Consider the following 19,889-nt stretch of genomic DNA (forward strand, 5'->3'; position numbering starts at 1 on the left):
TGGCAAAATGCCTCCAAAATACAATCACAGGCAGGGCTGTTTTCAGCCGGCCGTAGCGGCAGTGACGCTTGCCGTTCTCTTGGTTGTTGCCGCACGGAGTTTTGCGGCGACGTTCGACTTTGTGGATGTGCCCATTAGCGAGGTGGCGCGTTCGCTTTCACTTGCCTACGACACACCGATTTTGGTGGACCAGGGTGTCGATGCGCGGGTCTCTTTCCATTTGGAGGGCGTGAGCGTGCTCGAGGGGCTCACGGCGCTTTGCGAGTCGCAGGGGCTCCAGTTGGTGCAGGTGGGGAAGGTGTTCCACATCAAGCGCGCCGAGGACCGCGGCGAGAACTTTTTTGCGGTGGACGATTCGCTGGTGACGGTCTCGGTACGCAACAAGGACGTGCTGGAGTTTGTGCGGGAGTACGGCGCCAACACGGGACTCAACATTTTGCCCTCGGCGGGCGTTTCGGGGCGCATTTCGGGCGACTTGCGCAACTTGCCTGCGGAGCAGGCGTTTCGCGGGCTCATGGAATCGCAGGGGTTCCGCGTGTGGAAGGAGTCGGGGGTGCTTCGCGTTGACCTAAAGCGGGGTGAGGCTTCAAGTGGGGGGCCAGACCAGAATATCGACCTGGTAAATGATACCGGTCTTTTCACGGTGAATCTGGAGGGGGTGCCGCTCTCTGATGTTCTACAGGAGCTTTCGCTTGCTGCGGGCCTCAACTTGGCGGTGTACGGGGACTTGCACGAGCAGGTGCGCCTGCATTTTAGCGGCGTCCCCCTGCAAACGCTTTTGCAGGCGCTGTTCCAGGGCAGCAAATATGCCTATGTGCTAGATTCTGTTAGCTTGTACGTAGCGGAACGCGGCGCCAAGAACGCCTTGTCGGCCACGAGGCTTTACCCGCTAAGGCACGTGCATTCCGAGAAGGCGTTGCAGCAGCTCGCCAAGTTCCTCCCCAGTGGGAATTTTGTCGCCTCCGAGGTCAAGGAGCAGAACGCTTTATTGCTGGGCGGTTCTGTGGCGGAGATCGTGGCGGCGGAATCGCTTTTGACGCAGGTCGACGTGCCCGCCATGCAGGTCACGCTCTCGTGCATCCTGGTGGAATTCAAACGCGGGAAGACCTTTGAAATAGGGCTCCACAGCGGGGCTGCCCGCAAAACGGGGGAGAATGACTTGGGTGTGCGCGGTTTCTACGATTTTTTGGGGAAAGATGTTTCCAGGTCGGGAGCCTTTGGCAAAATCGGGATTTTGCCTGACCGTTTCGAGATGGAACTCGCGAGTCTCGAGGAGAACAACAGCGCCGAGGTCCTTGCGCGCCCCAAGCTGACCACGCTCAACGGCAACAAGGCGGAGCTGAACGTCACGAACACGGTCTATTACCTGGTAAGCCAGGTGAGTGCCGACGGTTACCCCATTACCGACTACCGCAGCTTTAATGACGGCATTTCGTTAGAGCTCACGCCCTCGGTGACTTGGGAGGGGAGCATCACGCTGGAGGTGGCGCCCGAGATCAAGACGGCGGGTAGGAGCAGCGGCGATGGCCCCCGTGACATCAGCACGCGGAACCTCAAGACGACGGTGGTCCTCAAGAGCGGGGAAACCCTTTGCCTGGGCGGTCTCCGGCGTAAAAGCAAGTCGCAGGTGCGGAGTGCGGTGCCGTTTCTCGGGAGCATTCCCGTGCTCGGCAGGCTGTTCAGCTACACGAGCGAACAGGAGGAAGAAAGCGAACTTGCCATATTCATTACTCCGGAGGTGAATTTTGACGTTCCTGCGAGGTAGGGTGTGCGCAGCTGAGGTACGCCTGTTCACATGGGAGGTGGTGACCGGTTTTGATCAGGAGCCTGCAGGTGGGCGACTTTTGCAGCTGTTTGGCGAGGAATTCCCTGAGGCGGCCAAGGCGTTCCAACCACGGTTCTGGAAAATGATCTCGTTCAATGCGGCCGACGGGCGGCTGCACCGCTATTTGGTAGCGCTCCCCGCCAAAGCGCCCTCTGGTGGCGCCTTGCCGCCGGTCCGTAAATGCGGGCGTCGCGTGCTGCCGCAGTCCATAGGCGTGTATGGCGAAGGCGACCGCCTGGTACGCGAAACGGAGTGCGGAGGGAATCTCCGCCTTGCTGCAGTCTGGAAAGGCGCCTTGTATGTCCTGGTTTTCATGGAGGGCAGGCTCTGCCACTGGTCTGAGGAACCCGGCTACGACGGCGAATGTGCTACCGCGCTTGTGCGCGAGCGGCTGGAACGCTTTGATGAATTCCTCAAGACCGATGCCCTGTTCTCGCGAGCCGAAAATTATGCGAAGGCTGTTTGCCTGCAGGGGGACCTCGACAAGGATTGGGAGGCTCTGTTTAAGGTCGCCGCGCAGGATCCGTTTTGGAGGCGTGCGGATTTGGCGGAGCCGGACGGGACGGTCCGCCGATCTCGGCATTGGCGCTTTGCCGTGAGCCTTGCGACGGCATTGCCGTTTGCGCTTCTTTTTTTTGACTTTGGACAAAACGAGAGTGCGTCGCTCTTGTTCGAGCCCGCTCCACCCGAGTTGAGTACGCCTGTGGTTGAAAAGAATCACGAGCCGCATGCGCCGCGGGAGCCTGCCATAGTGCAGCCCGTTTTAAACGTGAAAAACTGTGAAACGCCTTGGTTCCAAGTGCGTGGCGTTGTGGGCGGCAAACTCTTTTTGGCGCAGCTTGGCGGCGGGGAATCCCGCACGCTAAAACTACACGATACTCTACAAGACTATGTTGTCGAACGCATTGACCGGGACCGCGTTGTATTGCGTTGCGGAGACAAGACTCTTGAAAAGGAGAGCGGACGTTGAACAAGTCGGGATACATTTTGGCGATGTTGATGGGCATTTTGCTTGTGCTTGCTTTGATGCTCTCGGCGTTCCTCCACACGGTGGGTGGTTTGCGGCGGTACGTGTCGCGAGTGGGCGCGGAGGTGCAAGCTGTTTACAATGCCGAGTCGGCTATTTTGCTTAGGCTGTGGCGTTTACCCGGCGAAGCGTTCAAAGACTTGCCCCCGGTAAGCGTCGCACCTATGGGGCCTTACGAGGAGTTTTGCACCCCGGTGGTCCTGAGGCAACCCGGAGTTCGCGTGTCTCAAAAATATTATTGTGCGAGCGTTGTTTCCCGCTACCAAAAACTCCACTACAGTGCGTTCCACAACGGGATCCAAGCGGAACGCGAAACACTGAAAAAACGCATTCTCGGTTCTTCGCGCCTCAAAAGGTTCTCTGGGAGCAAACGCTTTTTTTCTCCGCCGTCCGAAGATTACATACAAATTATTGACGGCGATTTGCGTTTGGATTTTGACGACCACTTGGCTTCGGCGAATTTTTATGTGACGGGCGATGCCACGGTTATGGGTGCGGCTGTTTTTGATACGCTCCGCCTGTACGCGCTCGGGAACGTGTTTATGCGGGGGCAGGTGCAGGCGCGGTTCCTGGAAGTGGTTGCGGGGGAGCGCATCGAGGTCTCGAACCATGTGCGGTTTCGTGGGCTTTTGACGGCTCAGCGCGAGGTCGTTCTAGAGGACCATGCGACTGGCGATTTCCCTAGCGCGACGATTGCCCTGGGGCAAAACGAGCCTCGGGTCGCCCTGTTGCAAAAGGCCCGCTTTGCGGGGCTTCTTGCCGCCCCGGCAGGCACGCTCGAACTGGACTCTACGGCTAGGCACGATAGCGTCCAAAGCATTATGCCCGTGTTTTACGGAGGGGAACGTTTTGTTTTCGAGAGGGTGGTACGTCAATGAAAGAATGCTATGGCAAAAGTCGGGGCTTCACCCTGCCCGAGGTCTGCGTTGCGCTCGCAGTGTTTGCCTTTGGGGCTCTTGCCCTCGGTCGCGGATTCGACGCGGTTTTGCGAGTGCGGTCCGTGGAACGCTCCCGTGCGCAGAGCCTTATCGAGGCCGTGGCGCAGATGGAGGCGCTAATCGAGAATCCGCCTGCGTGTACCGACAGCCTTGCGAGCGGTGGCGCGACTCCAGTTCGCGGCGTTTTTCGCGCCATTACCGGTCAAAATGGCGTTCGGCTCCAGAGGCTTGTCAAATGCCGGTGAATAGCAGGCGCAATGGCTTTACGCTGGTCGAGCTTGCCGTCGCCATCGCCTGTGCCGCCATCCTCACGACGGTGGCGTGGAACTTCTTTTCGCTGTACTATCGGGGTTCCCTCCAAATGGCTGCGGACTACCAGCGGGAGTCGGGCGAGCTCCTGATGCAGCTCCGTGAGAGCACAAAAAACGCCCGCGGTTTAGGCGGGCGTCCGGAAATTCGATTTTAGCCGGTTCTACTTGGCGTTGTAGGCGTCTTGCGGCTCGACGTTGTCGTTGTTCTTGCGGGCCTTGTGCACCTCGATAATGTTGCCGATGTAGTGCATAAAGCTCAAAACGCCTACAGAGAGGAAACCCACCGAATAGAGGGCGAGGAACGGTCCAATGATGAACTTCTGCGCACCAATGTATTCGAGCAAACCGAAAATGCAGTAGACGCCGACGAGGAGTTCGGTCAGGGCCATCCACGGGAACTTTTGGGCATAGTGGCTCTTGGCCTTCTTTTTGCTGCCGCCGCTTTTGGGGGTGCGGACGAAGCTGCCCTTGCGGCCTGTCACGGCGCTAAACACAGCTCTGGAGTTGCTGACGGCGATGCCCACGCCCAGGGCCATCAAAATGGGGAGGGAGAGGAGGCGAATCTTCCAGCCAGTGTAGCCGGAGCAGCGCTGGGCGACAAAGTAAAGTACGGAGGGGGCGACTGCGGCGAGGAGGATAAAGCTAAAGCCGACCGTGTAAACCCAGGTGGGCAGGTGGGCCACCGGTTCAAAGAACGCGAGCAGCGGCCAAGCGCAGAGGGCGGTAAAGAGCATGCAGGGGTGAATCGAATAGTGCGTCGTATGGAGGATAGCGCCAATCTTCACGCGGAGCGGTTCCTTGGAGCGGAGCACGCGCGGCAAAATCTTGATGGCGGTTTGGATGGAGCCCTTGGCCCAGCGGAACTGCTGTGCCTTGAACGCGTTGATGTCGTTGGGGAGTTCGGCCGGCACAATCACGTCGAACACGAACTTCATGCGCCAACCGGCGAGCTGGCTTCTGTAAGAAAGGTCCATGTCTTCGGTCAGGGTGTCGCCTTCCCAGCCGCCACCGCCGTAAATGGCCTGCTTGCGCCAAACGCCGGCGGTACCGTTGAAGTTCATAAAGAGCTTGCCCCAACTGCGGGCGGACTGCTCGATCACAAAGTGACCGTCAATGCCAATGGACTGGGCGAGCGTAAGACCGGATTCGGTGCGGTTCAAGTGGCCCCAGCGGCCCTGGACCAAACCAATCTTTTCGTCCATCACCAGGTAGGGGATGGTCTTGAGGAGGAAGTCCTTCTCCGGCACGAAGTCCGCATCGAAAATCGCGAGGAATTCGCCTTTGGCGACTTCCATGGCCTCGGCGAGGGCGCCGGCCTTGTAGTCCTTGCGGTTGGTGCGGTGGATGAGTTTGATGTCGTAGCCCTTGGCGGCGAGTTCCTCGACCTTCTTTTTGGCGACTTCGTAGCATTCGTCGGTGGAGTCGTCCAGAACCTGGATCTCGTGCTTGTCCTTGGGGTAATCGATGGCGCACACGGCCTCGAGGAGGCGTTCTACACAGTTAGCTTCGTTAAATACGGGGAGCTGGGTGGTGACCTGCGGGAGGTCGTTCATGGAATGTTCGCGGTAGTACTTGAGGATTGCTTTGCGGTCAGCCAAACGGGTACGGCGGCTGTTCTTCAAGAAAAGATAAATGCTGTAGTAGCAACTAAACCCATAAATCACCAGACCCACACCGGCGATAACATAGACTACGAACATCGCGTAGAGAAGTATAGTACTCATCCTTTAAAAAACCTTTGCATATTTGAATGCTTGGCGCCAAATATAGAAAGCATTTAAGAAGTTTGCTACATTGTTCGGGTAAATTTTATGCGAAAATACAAAAATGGTAGGTTTTTTTTAAAAAAAATTAGTTTTTTTACGGATGTTTTTTTGTAAATCTTCGTGAAAAAAGGACTACGGCAAAAAATTATGGCAGAATGGGAAAATTTGAAGGATTCGACCATCGGTCGCTGGATTGCCGCGAACGGTTTGGCCCCCAATTTTGCGGAGGCGCTCAAAACGCTGGTCTCGTATGCCTGTGCGGAGTGGTTCCGCCGCTGTACGGGGGCGGTTTTGGCCCCTGGCGAGGCGCTTTCGAGGGTGCTTTTGGCGCGTTTGCCGGGCATTTCGCTTGCTTCGTGGCTCGAATCTCCGGTCGAACATAGCCTGGAAATAGCCGATTTTTGCGAAAAAACGAAGGTTTCGGCACTACCTGACGCCCTCCAGTGCGAATTACCCACATTTTTGGACCTGCGGGGGGTCGAGTGCCCCCGTAATGCGGCGCGCAGCCGCTTGGTGATGGCAGGCTACCCCGAGGGGAAGACCCTGGAAATATGGCTCGACGACGGGAGCCCTATCGAAAATGTACCCGGGGCGCTGGTCGCCGACGGCCACAAGGTGGTTTTTCGCCAAAAAACAGGCGATTATTGGGTCTTGAAAGTAGTCAAACAAGTCAAGAAAGAGTAGATTTCTAGTGTGGAAAACAGAATACTAATCATAGGTGATGAACTTTTTGGTGAACAGGGCGAGGCGGCCTCCCGCTGCGTGGAGATGCTCCTGTGCCGCAGGCCGAATCGTCCTATGCAGTTTTCTGTGAACGCCCCCGCACTCCCCACCATTTCGCAGTTTGTCGCCAGGGCGTCTTCCGACATCATTGGCAAGCAGGCGGGCCGCATTGTGCTTGGCCTTGGGCTTGGCGAGATGAAGCGCGAGAGGGGGGACGCCGAGAAGGTTGCCGCGACCTATGGTAGCCTGGCCGACGAAATCATTAAAAAGACGCAGTCCTATGTGCATTTTGTGACGATCCCGCAAGGGCTTTTGCCCGAGATTCCGGATCAGGTCGATAAGCTGAACGAGAGCATTCGTGGCTTTGTATCCAAGGACCCGACGAGGGTGCAAATCATTGAATTTGCCGAACATGCCGAAAAATTCAAGGAAATGCAGGCCGAACGAGGCAAGTTTGCCCGCAGTCTCTATTCTGAGGACGCAAAACCCACCTCTTTGTGCCTTACCCTGCTCTCGTTGTACTTGCAAGATTGTATATTAGAAGCGATAAAATAAATTAGGAGTAAACTATGAGCTTGTTTGACGATCACTTTGCCTCAAAGAATGCAGCCAGTGCACGTGCCTGGGCTATGGACGACGAAAAGAAGAAAAAGGAAAGGTCTCATGAGCCTGCCGCCCCCAAGATGGGTATTTGCGACAAATGCCACAAGGAGGCCCTGGTCCGCTCTTACCGTACCCGTCAAACCGACGTGGGTAACGGCGCCGCGAGCTTCGGTACGGTCATCAAACACTTTTGCGAGGAATGCGCCCCCAAGTCCCGCCGCGAGCGTGACGCCGAGGTCCCGCAGCTCGACAAAAAGCAAGTGAGGAACCTGATGCGCTCTGCCAAGAAGGGACTTTTATAAGTGGTTAGAGCTTAGACGTCATCCTCCATAATTTTTTTCTATCCCCCTTAACAGGGAATGTAAATTTTCCTAAATTTGGCGCGCCCTTATCAGGAGTGCCTAATGCAGAATATACACGCCAAGGAATCCGTCAAGAACTATTTGACAGGCGTTGTTGCTACCATTACCCCCGAACTTTTTCGCAGTGTCAAGCACGGCTACACAAAAAAGGACTTCACCAGTGACCTGATGAGCGGCCTTATTGTGGGTATTTTGGCGCTCCCCTTGGCGATCGCCTTTGCCATTGCCTCCGGTGTCGGCCCGGAACAGGGCCTTTACACGGCCATTATCGCGGGTTTTGTCATCAGTTTCTTGGGCGGTTCCCGCTTCCAGATAGGCGGGCCTACGGGTGCCTTCATTGTGATTGTCTACGGCATCGTGAGCCAGTACGGTTACGACGGACTCGCCTCGGCGACGCTCCTTGCCGGTATTTTCCTCGTGATTTTTGGTTTGGCGAAATTTGGCGCCATTATCAAGTTCATCCCGTATCCCGTGACGGTAGGCTTTACCGCGGGCATTGCCATTATCATCGCTCTGGGCCAAGTTCCAAATTTCCTCGGTCTCCGCTTTTTGGCAAAGGACCCCGCCGACGCCGTGGGTAAAATCAAGCTCTACGCGTCCTCCCTCGACACGACCAACGGGTATTCGGTGATCGTGGGCCTTGTCGCTCTGCTGGTTTGCATTTTGTGGCCTAAAATCACCTCGAAAGTGCCGGGCTCCCTCATTGCGATTATCGTTGCGACCATTATGGTGAAGGTCCTGGGTTGGGATGATCCCATTACGGGCCACGGCGTGGTGACCATCGGCATGAAGAACCACATCCCGAGCGGATTCCCGGTGCCGCACCTCCCGAACATCAGCCTCGAGATGATGCAGAAGGTGTTCCAGCCGGCACTCACCATCGCCATGCTCGGCGCCATCGAGTCCCTGCTTTCGGCGGTGGTCGCCGATGGTATGACGAGCACCAAGCACCGTTCCAATACCGAGCTCTTTGGCCAGGGCGTTGCGAACATCCTTTCTCCCATTTTTGGCGGCATCCCGGCGACGGGCGCCATTGCCCGTACGGCGACGAACATTCGTAACGGCGCCGTGAGCCCGATTAGCGGCCTGGTCCATGCGGTAGTGCTTTTGCTGATTATGCTGGTCTTGGGCAAGTACGCCGAGATGATCCCCATGGCGGCGCTCGCGGCGGTGCTTTTCCAGGTGGCGTTCAACATGTGCGGCTACCACAGCGTCATCAAGATGTTCAAGGCGCCCAAGAGCGACGTGACCGTGATGCTGGTCGCTTTCTTCCTTACGGTGATTATTGACCTTACGGTCGCCATTGAGGTGGGCGTGCTTTTGGCCGCGGTGCTCTTCATTAAGCGCATGAGCGACGTGGCCGAGGTCGAGGCGGTGTCTACGGCCCTCAAGGACGACGACGAAGAGGCCGCCAGAAACGAGCTCAGCCGCCAGGTGCCCAAAGGCGTGGTGGTTTACGAACTTGCCGGTTCGCTGTTCTTTGGGGCAGTAGACAAGTTCAAGGAGACCATGAACCGTATTTCGGAAACCCCGAAAATTCTCATTTTGCGCATGCGCAGTGTCTCGAGCATCGATGCCGCGGGCATCAACATGATTGAGGACCTCATGAACCGCTGCAAGCGCGAGGGGACGCAGCTTTTGCTCTCGGGAGTGCATGCCCAGCCGGTGGTGGCGCTGACTCGTGCCGGCGTGCTCAAGCAGCTGGGCGAAGAAAACGCCCTCGGCAACATTGATGCCGCCCTGAACAGGGCCCGCGAAATTCTGGGCCTCCCGCTGGTGGACTCCTCCAAGGAGGCCATCCCCGCGCCGACGGTGTCATGGGAACGCAGCCTCGACAAGCCTTGGATTCCCGAGGAGTCCAATGCCGCCGTCGCCGAGGAAACGCCCGAAGTTATTACCGAAAAGATGATGGACGAACCCATCCGCAAGATTGAAGAAATCAAGAAATAAGCCGCTTTGCCGCGTAAGTAAAATGTCACTTTGTGACCTAAATCGCAGTGTGATTTGTGATACTTGAATCTAGGGTGTGGCTAATCTATATTATGGTTGTTCAAAAAAAACAGAAGAGGGGTGTCATGAAAAAACAGATTTTAAGAGACCTTTCCAACAATACGTTTTTCGCGAATTTTGTGGTGACCTTTGCAGCAGTAACAATGATACTTCTCAATAGTGTTTAATAGAGTGTTCTCATTCCCTCCTAATAAGGCGGCTCCTCACAAAGGAGCCGCTTTTCCTTTTTTGGAGGGCGTTTTTTAGGGGCACCGCCGTTGTCGCGGGGCTAGGCGAGGGTCTGGAGCAGGCGCTTTTTGGCGGGTGTCTCGGGGAGCGGGTAGAACAGCTCCTTCGCGAAGGCTTCTACGAGCATCTTTTTGGCGTTTTCGGGCGGAATTCCGCGGCTCACCAGGTAGAACATTTGGTCCGGGTCCAGTTCTCCGCATGTGTTGCCGTGGGTGCATTCCACGTCGTCGTGGTAGATTTTGAGGACCGGCTTCACCGAGACGGAACTGTCTTCGGAAAGCAGGATGGTGTTCACGAGCTGGCTCGAGAAAGCCTTGGTGCAGTCAGGGTTCACAATGACGCTGCCGTCGTAGCTGGCGGTGGCGTGACCGTCCAAAAGGTTGCGGGCGAACTGGATGCTTGTCGTCTCTGGAACCTCGTGGTGGATGGTGAGCCTGTGGTGGCTGCTAGAGTCTCCGTTCAAAATGTTCAGGGTGCGGATTTCAAAATGGGCGCCTGCGCCTTGCAAAAAGGCGTCGATGCTTACGCGGGAGATGCCGTTCCCGCGTTCGATGGAGGAAAATCGTACTTGGGAGCCGGCTGCCTGCGTGATGCGGAAGTGCCTAAAACGCAGCGGCAGGTCGTTCGCAGGATTCGCGAAGAAAAATTCCACGTCGGCGCCTTCGCCAATGTTCACGTCAAAGCGTTCGGCGGCGATTTTGTGGGCGACCTTGTTGTCGAGAATCTCGAAACTCGCCTTTGCGCCCTTGCCTACGTTCAGGATGGTGCGTCCGAAATCGTTGTTGCACTTGAGGAGCGCCATCTCTTCGGAACCGTCGGCGATGTTCTGGACCATCGTGCGCGCGTTTTGCGCCACCGGCAGGAGGGCCGCGAAATCGGTTTCGCCGGAAAAGTCCTCTTCGCTGGCGCAGGCGTCGGGAAATTCCGGTGCGGGAATCTTGGCTACGGGGAAGAACGACCACAATTCGTTATTGCGGCGGGGCATTCCCAGTTGCTGTATGCGTTCAATGGCGTTCATTAGTTTTCCTCGATCCAGTCGTAGCCCTGTTCTTCGAGCTTGAGGGCGAGTTCCGGACCGCCGCTCAAAATAATCCTGCCGTGGCGCAGCACATGCACGTAGGTGGGCTTGATGTAGTCGAGAAGCCTCTGGTAGTGCGTCACGAGGATGACTGCCTTTTCGGGGCTCATGATGTGGTTGATGCCGTTTGCCACGATGCGTAGCGCGTCAATGTCCAAACCGGAGTCCGTCTCGTCGAGGAAACTCACCTTCGGGTCTAAAATGGCCATTTGCAAAATCTCGTTCCTCTTTTTTTCGCCGCCGCTGTAGCCTTCGTTCACGCCACGGTCGCGGTAGCGTTCGTCCATTTCGAGGAGTTCCATTTTATCTTCGCAGAGCTTTTTGAACTCGTCGTCGCTAATCTCGGGGAGACCGAGGTAGGCTCGCTTGCTGTTGAGCGCCATCTTCAAAAATTCCACGTTGTTCACGCCGGGGATTTCGGTGGGGTACTGCGTGCTGATGAACAGCCCCGAGTTTGCGCGTTCGCTGATTTCCATCTCGAGCAGGTTTTTGCCGTCGAGTTCCACGGAACCGCCGTCCACGTGATAGGCGGGGTGGCCCATGATGACCTTCGAAAGGGTACTCTTGCCCGAGCCGTTCGGGCCCATGATGGCGTGAACTTCGCCGGGCTTCACTTCGAGATTGATTCCCTTCAGGATTTGGGTTCCGTCTTCAATACTTGCCTTGAGGTTTTTTATAGATAGCATAGTTTATCCTTGTGTGGCGGCCAGGATTTGGATTAAAGATAGCTTGCTTTTGATGATTTGGTCTGCTAAATAGTCGATGGATAGCGAGCCCTTCTTGTATTGCGAATCCAGCTTTTGCATGTTTTGCGAGAACTGGTTCAAGCGGATCCTCAGCTCCATGCCTTCCTGCGTTGAAAGCGAAATCTGCTTCTTGATACGGTCGCAGAGGCGGAGTGTGAGGACCATCAGGGTCTCGTAGAATTCGATGATTTCCTTCGGGGGCGTCCACGATTCCTCGGGGATGTTCTCCAGGAAAAGCTGCAGCGTGGGCGAGAGCTGTTCGTACAGGAGTTGCGCCGAAAAGTGGCCCGTCTCGGTGTAGCCCGCGATAATCGTGTTGATGAACTCGTCTATGAGTGAAGATTCGAGCAGTTGGATGCCGCTTGCGGCAAAGTCCATGTCGAAGTATTCGCAGGCGCGGTCCAGGAGGGTTGGATTGTGGAACAGCAGGCTTGCGAAGCGGATTTCGACGGGGGAAAGGATTTCCCACGGGACGCGGACCTGTTCCTGCACCGGCGCGGAATAGTCGACACCGTATTCCTCGGGGATGGCTTGCGGTTGTACCGGGGGCTTTTTCTGTGGCTTGATGCTCTTGACCCCGCTTAGGGAGCGGTTCGTGTCGAAGCGTTCTGCGATGAGGTTCAGGTACTGGTTCTGCAGTTCCTTGTTCTCGATGCTCTTGACGAGGGATTTCGCGTAGGTGATGAACTCGGCGCGCGCCTCGATGCTGCTCAGATCCTTTTTGCGGGCGAGGTAACTGAGCCAGTCCTCGGCCTGCGAGAGTTCTGCACGGAAGGCGTCGGCGCCGCGCTCGTTCACGAAGTTGTCCGGGTCAATCTTGGTGCCGTCGGGGCGCGAGAGTGCGAAAATCCGCGGGTTGATGCCCTTGGGGAGCACGATTTCTAGCGAACGCATGGTCGCCTTTTGGCCTGCGGCGTCGCCGTCGAACACGAGATAGGCAGTTTTCGCGTAGCGGGCGAGGATGTTCGCGTGGAATTCGGTGAGGGCGGTGCCCGATGCCGCCACCACGTTCTGGACGCCGCCCTGGTAGAGGCTCATCAGGTCGAAATAGCCTTCGACGATGATGACAGCGTTCTCTTTTGCGATGGCGCCACGGCTATGGTTCAGGCCGAAAAGGATTTCGCTCTTGTTGTAGAGTGCCGTGTCGGGGCTATTCATGTATTTTGGGCGCTCGAATCCTTCTTGCTTGGGGGCGAGGTCACGACCGCCGAACGCGACAACGATTCCCGACTGGTTCTGGATGGCAATCATCAGGCGGTCGCGGAACTTGTCAGCGATGCCGCCGTTCTTCTTTTCGGTGGCGAGCCCCGCTTTCACGCAGTCGCGGGGCGAAAAGCCGTTCTTTGCCGCATAGGCGATAAAGCCCTCGCGCCCATCGGGGGCGTAGCCGATGTGGAATTGCTTGCGTGTTTGTTCCGAGATGTTGCGTTTGGCCAGGTATTCGAGGGCTTTGGGACAGAGCGAGAGCTGCTGTTCGAACCATTCGCAGGCAAGCTCGTTTAGCTTGCGCACCATGGCGCGCTCTTCGGTGACTTCGGCGTTTTCCTTCGAGGAAAACTTGGGAAGCGGGAATCCCACGAAGTTCGCGACCCATTCCACCGCGCCGTTAAAGTCGATTTTTTCGTGCTCCTGCACGAACTTGAAGACGTCTCCTCCCGCACCGCAGGCAAAGCACTTGTAAATGCCGATAGTCGGGTTTACCGTCATGGAGGGGGAGTGGTCGTCGTGGAAGGGGCATACGCCCACGTAGCGGTTTGTACCCGTGCGCTTCAGCGGCAAAAACTGCTGGATGACTAGCGAAATGTCCGCTTGACTTTTGAGCTGCTGAATGACTTCATCCGGGTAAAAGGGCATATATAAAATTTAGCAATTTCTTATATTTAAGGCGGATAAAAGGAGGAAATATGACGAACTTGTGGTGTCATCCTAGAGTGTTGTCATCCTCGCGTAGGCGAGGATCCTTACATCTTGTATTTGCGCTTTTCTTGGCGTTTTTCTTTGTCGCGTGTAGCGATGATGAAAGTGATTTCGCGACGCGGCCTTCGGGTGGGGAGTCTTCTTCCAGCGCCAAGTCCAGCAGCAGTTCGGAATATGAAAGGGTTCAGTGCAACGTAAAGACAGACGAAAACTGCATTAAGGATGACCGTGATGGTCAGACCTACAAAACAGTAAAGATTGGCGACCAGGTATGGATGGCAGAGAATCTTAACTTCAAAACAGACTCTAGTTTCTGTTACAAAAATACTGCTGAGTATTGTGAAAAATACGGAAGGCTTTACAGGTGGGCCGCGGCGGTAGGTAAGTCGGAAAGCGAATGTGGCTATGGCTATACATGCTCTCTGCCGTCAGGAAACATTCAGGGTGTATGCCCCAATGGTTGGCATTTGCCGAGTAAGGCCGAATGGGAAACGTTGTTCAACGCAGTCGGTGGACAATCGACGGCAGGCAAGGTGCTCAAGTCCACGTCCGGTTGGAATAGCGGTGGTAACGGCATGGATGCTTTCGGGTTCTCGGCGCTCCCTGCTGGCATCAGGAACAGCATTGGGGGTTTCAGCAGCGAGGGCGGCAGCGCGGACTTCTGGAGTTCTACGGAGGGCGATAGCTACTACGCGTACGGCATGTACTTGTACTACCTCAACGACATTGCGTACCTGGACTACTACGATAAGGACGTCGGGTTCTCGGTGCGTTGCATCCAGGACTAAACCACGGCCTTACTTTTCCAGCGGCCGCTTCTCCAGCGCCAGATGTTGGCAAACGAGCGGTAGAATTCATCGCTCGCCATGCCGAGCCAGAGGCCGGGGAGGCCTAGCCCCACGACAAACGCGAGGATAAGCGAAGTCGCAAGCCCGAGCGTCCACATCATGCCGCTCCCGACAATCGCGGGGAACTTGGAATCGCCCGCGGCACGCAGCGACGTGGTGAGGATGAAGTTCACCGCCTTGAACGGCTGTACGGCTACGTCGCACCAGAGGCAGATTTTTCCGAGCCTGAGAACTTCGGGATTGTCGGTGTAGAGCCGTAGCAGGTGTTCGCCCAAGAGAGCGACGACTATCGAGAGCAAGAGCCCGCTCGTGATGCCTACGGCGAGCGTCTGGTAAACGCGGCGGTTCGCCTTCACAAAGTCGTGGGCGCCTACGAGGTGTGCCACGAGAATCTGGTTTCCGCTGCCGAGGCCGACCCCGAGAATCACGGAAAGGGCGGCGAAGTTACCCGCGAACACGCGGGCGGTCATCGCGGTGGTGCCCACGTACACGACCATCGCGGTAATGAACACCTGGAAAAGCTGGAAACTGATGGGTTCCGCGGCGGCGGGGAGGCCGATGCGAATCCAGTCGGGGAGGAGTATGCGGGAGCGCTTCCAGTCGCGTGCTTTGCTCTGGTGCTTTACCTTGAACTTGAGCACCATCCACAAAATGCCCGAGGATATCAGCCACGAGAGCGCTGTGGCGAGGGCCACGCCGTAAACGCCCATCTTGGGGAGCCCGAAATATCCTTCGAGGAACACGACGTTCAGGCCGGCGTTCGAGGCGATGGTGAGCGTGTTGCCCACGAGGTTCCATACGGTAAGGCCGTGCGTGGCGATGAGCGCAGTGAGGATGGTCTGCAGCGCGCGGAATGCGAACCCGAACGAGACGACGCTCAGGAACATCATCGCGTATTTCGCGGGTTCCTCGGTGAGGCCCATCCATTGCGGGATATGCCCCGAAAGCGGGAAGATGACGAGCGTGAGGGCGACCCCGAGCAAGATGCTCCCGAAGAGGACCATCGTCTGCGTGCTGTTCGCGTGGCTGTTCTGCTTGGCGCCGATGTACTGCGAGACGATGCTTGCGCCGGACTGCGCGAAGGCGTGGAGTGCGGTAAACAATGCGCCTAGAATCGGGAGCATGGCGCCGACGCCGGCGGCCGCGGTTTCGGAAGTGCGCGAGAGGAACCAGCTGTCCATCATGGGCTGGATCATGCCCACGGCGAACGTGAGGATAAGCGGCCAGGAGAGGCTTATCAGGGAGCGGTCTTTGACGTCTTTTTGGGTTCCGCGCATGGCACAATTTTAGAAATGGGAAGGGGGCTCAGAAAGAGCCCCGGACATAAATAATGGTTCCGCCTGTATACAGCGTTATCCCAGCTTCTTCCCGAGAGCAATACGCGCTTCGCGGCGGACGAGTGCCTGCTCGTAGCGGCGCTTTTCCTCTTCGGTTTCGGGCTCCACGGGGGCGACCGCGGTGGGACGGCCGTCTTCGCCGATGGCGACGAACGTGAAGTAGCCGTGCGCGATAGGCAGTTCGCACTTGTTCACCGGGTCGGTTTCGGTGATTTTCAGGCCGATTTCCATGGAGGTGTTGAACGCGCGGTTCAGGCTTGCGTGGATGTTGAGGATAGTCCCGAGCGTTGCCGGGCGGAAGAACCGCACCCCGTCGATGGAGATGGTGTTCACCTTGCGGCCCGCATGGTTGAACGCGACTACGCAGGCGGCCACGTCCATGAGGCCCATCAGGTACCCGCCGAAGGCGTTGTGGAGTGCGTTCGTGTTGTCCGGATGCACGATGGCGTGCGTCTCCGTCTGCGAATCCCTCACCTTGCGGGGGGTCATGTCGTTTGCGATTTCGGGAATCAGGTCGGTATTCTTCATAGGACGGACCTCAGCTTGTCTATGATAAAATCTACATCGGTAAAGGCGCAGACGGGGAGGCTTACTGCCTTCTGGCTCGCGATTTCGGCATGGTTCTTGCTCCCATCAGCAATACATCCTGCCCCCGCGAAGCATGGCTGCCGGTGCAGCGGCATGGGGTAGTGGATGCAGTGAGGCACCTGGGCGCGGTCGAGCACCTGTATAAATGTTTCGCGGTCCCTCACCAAGAGCGTGTATTGCGCATAGGTGCTTGTATTCCCGGGGGCGATCCGTTGCGGCTGTATATCGCCAAAGGCGGCAAAAAAATCATTGTACTTGCGGGCGTTCTCGCGGCGCACCTTCAGCTCGTCCTCGAAGTGGCGGAGTTTTACCCGCAAAATGGCCGCCTGCAGGGCGTCAAGCCTGCTGTTCATGCCGACGGTCTCGTGCAGGTAGCGTTCTCTGCATCCGTGGTTTGCGAGCATGCGCACCTTCTCGGCGAGCCGCGCATCCGAAGTGAATATTGCGCCACCGTCGCCGTAGCAACCCAGCGGCTTGGAGGGGTAGAAACTCGTGATGGAAATGTCCCCGAGGGTGCAGGCGCGGCGCGGTCCTAATCCAGAATCATTTGATTCCTGTGATGCCCCGAATGCCTGTGCCGCGTCTTCCAGGATCCACAGTCCGTGCTCATCTGCAATCCGGCGCAGTTCCGCGAACGGGGCGCACTGCCCAAAGAGGTCCACGCCAATAATCCCGCGCGTCTTGGGTCCAATCAGCGCCTTTACGCTTTCCGGGTCGATCTGGAGCGTTTCGGGGTCGATGTCGGCGAATTTCGGTACGGCGCCCAAAAAGGCGACGCATTCCGCAGGCGCGATGAAGGTGAAGTCCGGGACGATGACCTCGTCCCCAGGTACGACCCCGAGTGCCATCAGGGCGATGGTCAGCGCCTCGGTCCCGCTCCCGCAGGTGATGGCGTGCTCGATTCCGCAAAAATCGGCCAATTTGCGTTCCAGGTCCGCGACCGCTGGTCCGCCTATGTAGCAACCACTGTCCAAGACGGCGTTTTCGGCCTCTTCCAGCTCGCTTTTATAGGCCTCTCTTTGGGCCGTGAGGTTCGCAAATGGCATCATAATGCCTATAATTTAGCAAATAATGGGCGTTATTTAGCAAATGGCGAGGGTGGGAGGGGTTGACAAATTTCTGTGCTTTACTATCTTTGTGCCTACAAAAAATTTTAAGTAAGTTTTTACCCGGAGATATAAAGTGCCGCAACATAAATCTTGCAAAAAGCGCTTGCGTCAGGCCGAAAAGGCCAATGCCATGAACCGTGCTGCCCGTGCAGAAATTCGTGCTAGCCTCAAGGTCATCCGTACCGCTACCACGAAGGAAGCCGCCCTTGCTGAAATGCCGAAGCTCTTCAGCAAGCTCGACAAGGCTGCCAGCTCCAAGCGCGCCGGTTTCAACGCCAACCGCGCTGCGAACTACAAGGCCAAGGTCGCCAAAGTCATTAACGGCTTTGCCTAATAGCCTCTAGTTCAGCTTTGAGCTAAAAAAGGAAAACCGATGCACCGATGTGCACCGGTGTTTTCTGTTTTTTGCCCCAAACGCTTTTGCCTCCTCTCTGCGTTTATCGCCCCAAAATGGCAAAAAATCAACGGTTTCCACTCCTAAGTTGTTGTCTTATAACGATTTTTTGCTAGATTAAATCTTAGAGTTCAAGGAATTGAAATGTCTTCGATAAATTTTGCTACACGAGAGATTAGTTGTAAGGTGGTTTACTATGGTCCGGGCCTAAGCGGCAAGACCACGAATTTGCAGGTCATCCACCAGAAAATGCCCCAGGACAAGCGCACCGACATGGTGTCCTTGGCTACCGAGGGCGACCGTACTTTGTTCTTTGACTTCCTCCCGCTGAACCTTGGCGATATCAAGGGCTTTAAGACTCGTTTCCAACTTTACACGGTTCCCGGCCAGGTTTATTACAACAGTACCCGTAAGCTGGTGCTTCGCGGTGTGGATGGAATTGTTTTTGTGGCCGACTCCCAGCGCTCTCGCCAGGCCGAAAATATCGAGAGCCTCCAGAACTTGCGCCAGAACCTGCAGGATTACGGCATGGATCTCGATGACATGCCCTTTGTGCTGCAGTACAACAAGCGCGACATGGACAATGTGTTTACTCTCGACGAGATGAACGCGGAATTGAACCCTCGCGGAGTCCCGTTCTTCCCGGCGACGGCGCACAACGGCAAGGGCGTGGTGACCACGCTCAAGACCATCGCCATGCTGGTGATTGAAAAGTTCAACGTGAAGCAGGGATTCCTCCGCAAGGCCGCCGAAAGCGTGAATAACACGGGCGTTCACGACGTGTCCCTCACCAAGGAAGGCGTGTCTGTAACGCAGGCCGCTCCCAAGCCGGCAGCCCCTGCTGTAGGTCAATCCATGGGTGGCGCTCCGGCGTCGTCCCCGTTCAAAATGCCGTCGTTTGCAGCCAAGCCGCCCGTTGGCGGAGCCCCGTCTGGCGGTAGTGGTTCGGGGTTGTTCCAAAAGGGAGTGACTTCCTCGCCGTTTGGTCGTCCGCGTGCCGCGGCACCGGCTTCCCGCATGCCCACCTTTGGCCGTGTCGTCGACAAGCCGCAGGAGACTGCGGATGATGAAATTGAATTGCGTCCGTACGTCCCCAAAAAGAAGTAACGCGAAAGATTTTTGAAGTAGGTGCAGAATGAGTGATTTTACCATTTATTCCGATGATGTCGGTAAAGTGCGTCGCTTGATGCAGGCTTACCAGGCGAGTGTCAAGGCCGAGTACATTGTTCTTTGTCACCGCGACGGATCCATCATTGCCGAGGTTGGTTCCCTTGGCTTGGACGCCACACCTTTGGCCGTGCTCTCGACGGCATCGTTCGACTCCGCCAAGCAGGTGGGCCTCATGTTGGGCGGCGAGAACTTCTTGTCTGTATCTTACGCGGGTGAAAACCGTTCTGTGTACATTGCCCCGGTCGACGAGGCCTTGCTTTTAGTCCAGATTTTCCCGGGTTCCCGCTTGCCCAACCGCATCGACGACTTCAACCGCCTGTTGGTCGAAAAACTGGTGGACGCCGTCCCCGCCTTTACGCAGAACACTAGCAAGCTCATCTAATTGAGGTCTTTGTGGCTAAACTCCCGCCACTCCGCAGTATCAGAAAGACGACGGTTCTTGTACTCGTCGTCTTTTTAGCATTCTTTGTGCACCGCTTTATAGACATTTGGCTCGAGGACCGCGCCGTTGCCGACGTGTACGAGACGGAACTCTCTCCGGCGCAGAGCGTGGTCTGCCGCAACGTGGTCCGCGGGACGCCGTTCGGTGTTGACAGTGTCTTTGAAGAGAACACGCGCCTTTACTTTTATTCCACCATATCCAATGCAAACCAGTTCGCGGGCGACACGCTGGTGCATATCTGGTTCTGGGGCACCGACACCATCCAGGTCCTGCCTTGTGAAGTCAGGGATCCCGAAACCCGCAAGGGCATCGAGTCCAAGGCGGAGTCGTCACAGTCCGACATCAATGTGTGCCATACCGAAATTTCGCCCAAGCTGCTAAAACCGGGCGAATGGAGCGTGGACCTGGTGGCGGGGCGCAAGCTCCTCTCGAGCCAACAATTCGTAATAAAGTCCCTCGATAGGTAG

General features: G+C 56.5%; 20 protein-coding genes and 1 pseudogene. 14 read left to right on the forward strand and 7 right to left on the reverse strand.

Annotated features, from left to right (window positions below; genetic code table 11):
* Window positions 1-7 precede the first annotated feature (7 nt).
* The 5 genes from BUB55_RS07745 to BUB55_RS14215 are packed head-to-tail and all read left to right on the forward strand — an operon-like array spanning window position 8 to window position 4,256.
* A complete protein-coding gene (locus tag BUB55_RS07745; protein ID WP_083596929.1) occupies window positions 8-1,765 on the forward strand; it encodes a type II secretion system protein GspD in 1,758 nt (585 codons plus the stop codon).
* Window positions 1,746-2,795 (forward strand): hypothetical protein, encoded by a 1,050-nt coding sequence (locus tag BUB55_RS07750; RefSeq protein WP_143152965.1) that lies wholly within the window; start codon window positions 1,746-1,748, stop codon window positions 2,793-2,795. The genes BUB55_RS07745 and BUB55_RS07750 overlap by 20 nt, the downstream gene beginning before the upstream one ends.
* Window positions 2,792-3,730 (forward strand): hypothetical protein, encoded by a 939-nt coding sequence (locus BUB55_RS07755; RefSeq protein ID WP_073189697.1) that lies wholly within the window; start codon window positions 2,792-2,794, stop codon window positions 3,728-3,730. The genes BUB55_RS07750 and BUB55_RS07755 overlap by 4 nt, the downstream gene beginning before the upstream one ends.
* Window positions 3,727-4,035 (forward strand): PulJ/GspJ family protein, encoded by a 309-nt coding sequence (locus BUB55_RS14210; protein WP_073189699.1) that lies wholly within the window; start codon window positions 3,727-3,729, stop codon window positions 4,033-4,035. Before BUB55_RS07755 ends, BUB55_RS14210 begins: the two co-directional genes overlap by 4 nt.
* Entirely contained in the window at window positions 4,026-4,256 is a 231-nt protein-coding gene (locus tag BUB55_RS14215) for a pilus assembly FimT family protein (RefSeq protein ID WP_073189701.1), read from the forward strand. Before BUB55_RS14210 ends, BUB55_RS14215 begins: the two co-directional genes overlap by 10 nt.
* Before the next feature lie 6 nt (window positions 4,257-4,262).
* Here BUB55_RS14215 and BUB55_RS07770 read toward each other — a convergent pair whose 3' ends face one another.
* On the reverse strand, window positions 4,263-5,825 hold the full coding sequence (locus BUB55_RS07770; RefSeq protein ID WP_073189703.1) for a glycosyltransferase: 1,563 nt from the start codon (window positions 5,823-5,825) through the stop codon (window positions 4,263-4,265).
* 189 nt (window positions 5,826-6,014) lie between these two features.
* Here BUB55_RS07770 and BUB55_RS07775 point away from each other — a divergent pair, with 189 nt between their 5' ends.
* The 4 genes from BUB55_RS07775 to BUB55_RS07790 all read left to right on the forward strand — a co-directional run bounded on the left by BUB55_RS07775 (window position 6,015) and on the right by BUB55_RS07790 (window position 9,505).
* Window positions 6,015-6,551, forward strand: coding sequence for a sulfurtransferase TusA family protein (locus tag BUB55_RS07775; RefSeq protein ID WP_073189705.1), 537 nt, complete (start codon window positions 6,015-6,017; stop codon window positions 6,549-6,551).
* Window positions 6,552-6,560: 9 nt separating this feature from the next.
* Window positions 6,561-7,145: a hypothetical protein gene (locus BUB55_RS07780; RefSeq protein WP_073189707.1), complete on the forward strand. Its 585-nt coding sequence runs from the start codon at window positions 6,561-6,563 to the stop codon at window positions 7,143-7,145.
* Between the two features lie 14 nt (window positions 7,146-7,159).
* A complete protein-coding gene (locus BUB55_RS07785; protein WP_073189708.1) occupies window positions 7,160-7,495 on the forward strand; it encodes a hypothetical protein in 336 nt (111 codons plus the stop codon).
* 102 nt (window positions 7,496-7,597) lie between these two features.
* Window positions 7,598-9,505, forward strand: a complete 1,908-nt coding sequence (locus BUB55_RS07790) for a SulP family inorganic anion transporter (RefSeq protein WP_073189710.1) — start codon at window positions 7,598-7,600, stop codon at window positions 9,503-9,505.
* Between the two features lie 328 nt (window positions 9,506-9,833).
* Here the strand turns inward: BUB55_RS07790 and BUB55_RS07795 are convergent, their stop codons facing one another.
* From BUB55_RS07795 to dnaG, 3 genes are read right to left on the reverse strand one after another with little or no spacing between them, the layout of a single operon-like run.
* Complete coding sequence (locus BUB55_RS07795) at window positions 9,834-10,811, reverse strand: SufB/SufD family protein (RefSeq protein WP_073189712.1); 978 nt, start codon at window positions 10,809-10,811, stop codon at window positions 9,834-9,836.
* On the reverse strand, window positions 10,811-11,557 hold the full coding sequence (gene sufC, locus BUB55_RS07800) for a Fe-S cluster assembly ATPase SufC (RefSeq protein ID WP_073189714.1): 747 nt from the start codon (window positions 11,555-11,557) through the stop codon (window positions 10,811-10,813). Before sufC ends, BUB55_RS07795 begins: the two co-directional genes overlap by 1 nt.
* 3 nt (window positions 11,558-11,560) lie before the next feature.
* Window positions 11,561-13,471 carry a DNA primase gene (gene dnaG / locus BUB55_RS07805; RefSeq protein WP_083596930.1) on the reverse strand — a complete coding sequence of 637 codons (1,911 nt, stop codon included), beginning with the start codon at window positions 13,469-13,471 and terminating at the stop codon, window positions 11,561-11,563.
* A gap of 131 nt (window positions 13,472-13,602) precedes the next feature.
* Between dnaG and BUB55_RS07810 the strand changes: the two genes are divergently transcribed.
* On the forward strand, window positions 13,603-14,322 hold the full coding sequence (locus tag BUB55_RS07810) for a fibrobacter succinogenes major paralogous domain-containing protein (RefSeq protein WP_234971855.1): 720 nt from the start codon (window positions 13,603-13,605) through the stop codon (window positions 14,320-14,322).
* On the opposite strand, the gene BUB55_RS07815 is transcribed toward BUB55_RS07810, so the two are convergent.
* The 3 genes from BUB55_RS07815 to BUB55_RS07825 form a co-directional block, all read right to left on the reverse strand.
* Window positions 14,319-15,659, reverse strand: a complete 1,341-nt coding sequence (locus tag BUB55_RS07815) for an MATE family efflux transporter (RefSeq protein ID WP_073189718.1) — start codon at window positions 15,657-15,659, stop codon at window positions 14,319-14,321. The genes BUB55_RS07810 and BUB55_RS07815 overlap by 4 nt on opposite strands.
* Before the next feature lie 75 nt (window positions 15,660-15,734).
* Window positions 15,735-16,247: an acyl-CoA thioesterase gene (locus BUB55_RS07820; RefSeq protein WP_234971856.1), complete on the reverse strand. Its 513-nt coding sequence runs from the start codon at window positions 16,245-16,247 to the stop codon at window positions 15,735-15,737.
* Window positions 16,244-17,356, reverse strand: coding sequence for a DegT/DnrJ/EryC1/StrS family aminotransferase (locus BUB55_RS07825; RefSeq protein ID WP_073189719.1), 1,113 nt, complete (start codon window positions 17,354-17,356; stop codon window positions 16,244-16,246). Before BUB55_RS07825 ends, BUB55_RS07820 begins: the two co-directional genes overlap by 4 nt.
* Window positions 17,357-17,489: 133 nt before the next feature.
* On the opposite strand from BUB55_RS07825, the gene rpsT reads away from it, so the two are divergent.
* The 4 genes and pseudogenes from rpsT to BUB55_RS07845 all read left to right on the forward strand — a co-directional run bounded on the left by rpsT (window position 17,490) and on the right by BUB55_RS07845 (window position 19,889).
* The gene (gene rpsT / locus BUB55_RS07830) at window positions 17,490-17,750 is read left to right on the forward strand and encodes a 30S ribosomal protein S20 (protein ID WP_073189721.1); all 261 of its coding nucleotides are present in this window, start codon (window positions 17,490-17,492) and stop codon (window positions 17,748-17,750) included.
* Between the two features lie 204 nt (window positions 17,751-17,954).
* Window positions 17,955-18,518: pseudogene (locus tag BUB55_RS14755) on the forward strand (ATP/GTP-binding protein); the annotation flags it as partial.
* A gap of 427 nt (window positions 18,519-18,945) precedes the next feature.
* Entirely contained in the window at window positions 18,946-19,362 is a 417-nt protein-coding gene (locus BUB55_RS07840) for a roadblock/LC7 domain-containing protein (protein ID WP_073189725.1), read from the forward strand.
* Window positions 19,363-19,373: 11 nt separating this feature from the next.
* On the forward strand, window positions 19,374-19,889 hold the full coding sequence (locus tag BUB55_RS07845) for a hypothetical protein (RefSeq protein ID WP_073189727.1): 516 nt from the start codon (window positions 19,374-19,376) through the stop codon (window positions 19,887-19,889).

It is taken from the genome of Fibrobacter sp. UWP2 (genome assembly GCF_900141705.1).
Classification (GTDB): domain Bacteria; phylum Fibrobacterota; class Fibrobacteria; order Fibrobacterales; family Fibrobacteraceae; genus Fibrobacter.

Coding starts and splice junctions, on each gene's coding strand:
- BUB55_RS07770 (WP_073189703.1), bottom strand. CDS start 5,825: ATGAGTACTATACTTCTCTACGCGATGTTCGTAGTCTATGTTATCGCC.
- BUB55_RS07790 (WP_073189710.1), top strand. CDS start 7,598: ATGCAGAATATACACGCCAAGGAATCCGTCAAGAACTATTTGACAGGC.
- BUB55_RS07775 (WP_073189705.1), top strand. CDS start 6,015: ATGGCAGAATGGGAAAATTTGAAGGATTCGACCATCGGTCGCTGGATT.
- BUB55_RS07815 (WP_073189718.1), bottom strand. CDS start 15,659: ATGCGCGGAACCCAAAAAGACGTCAAAGACCGCTCCCTGATAAGCCTC.
- BUB55_RS07820 (WP_234971856.1), bottom strand. CDS start 16,247: ATGAAGAATACCGACCTGATTCCCGAAATCGCAAACGACATGACCCCC.
- dnaG (WP_083596930.1), bottom strand. CDS start 13,471: ATGCCCTTTTACCCGGATGAAGTCATTCAGCAGCTCAAAAGTCAAGCG.
- BUB55_RS07825 (WP_073189719.1), bottom strand. CDS start 17,356: ATGATGCCATTTGCGAACCTCACGGCCCAAAGAGAGGCCTATAAAAGC.
- BUB55_RS14215 (WP_073189701.1), top strand. CDS start 4,026: ATGCCGGTGAATAGCAGGCGCAATGGCTTTACGCTGGTCGAGCTTGCC.
- BUB55_RS07745 (WP_083596929.1), top strand. CDS start 8: ATGCCTCCAAAATACAATCACAGGCAGGGCTGTTTTCAGCCGGCCGTA.
- BUB55_RS14210 (WP_073189699.1), top strand. CDS start 3,727: ATGAAAGAATGCTATGGCAAAAGTCGGGGCTTCACCCTGCCCGAGGTC.
- BUB55_RS07840 (WP_073189725.1), top strand. CDS start 18,946: ATGAGTGATTTTACCATTTATTCCGATGATGTCGGTAAAGTGCGTCGC.
- BUB55_RS07785 (WP_073189708.1), top strand. CDS start 7,160: ATGAGCTTGTTTGACGATCACTTTGCCTCAAAGAATGCAGCCAGTGCA.
- BUB55_RS07795 (WP_073189712.1), bottom strand. CDS start 10,811: ATGAACGCCATTGAACGCATACAGCAACTGGGAATGCCCCGCCGCAAT.
- sufC (WP_073189714.1), bottom strand. CDS start 11,557: ATGCTATCTATAAAAAACCTCAAGGCAAGTATTGAAGACGGAACCCAA.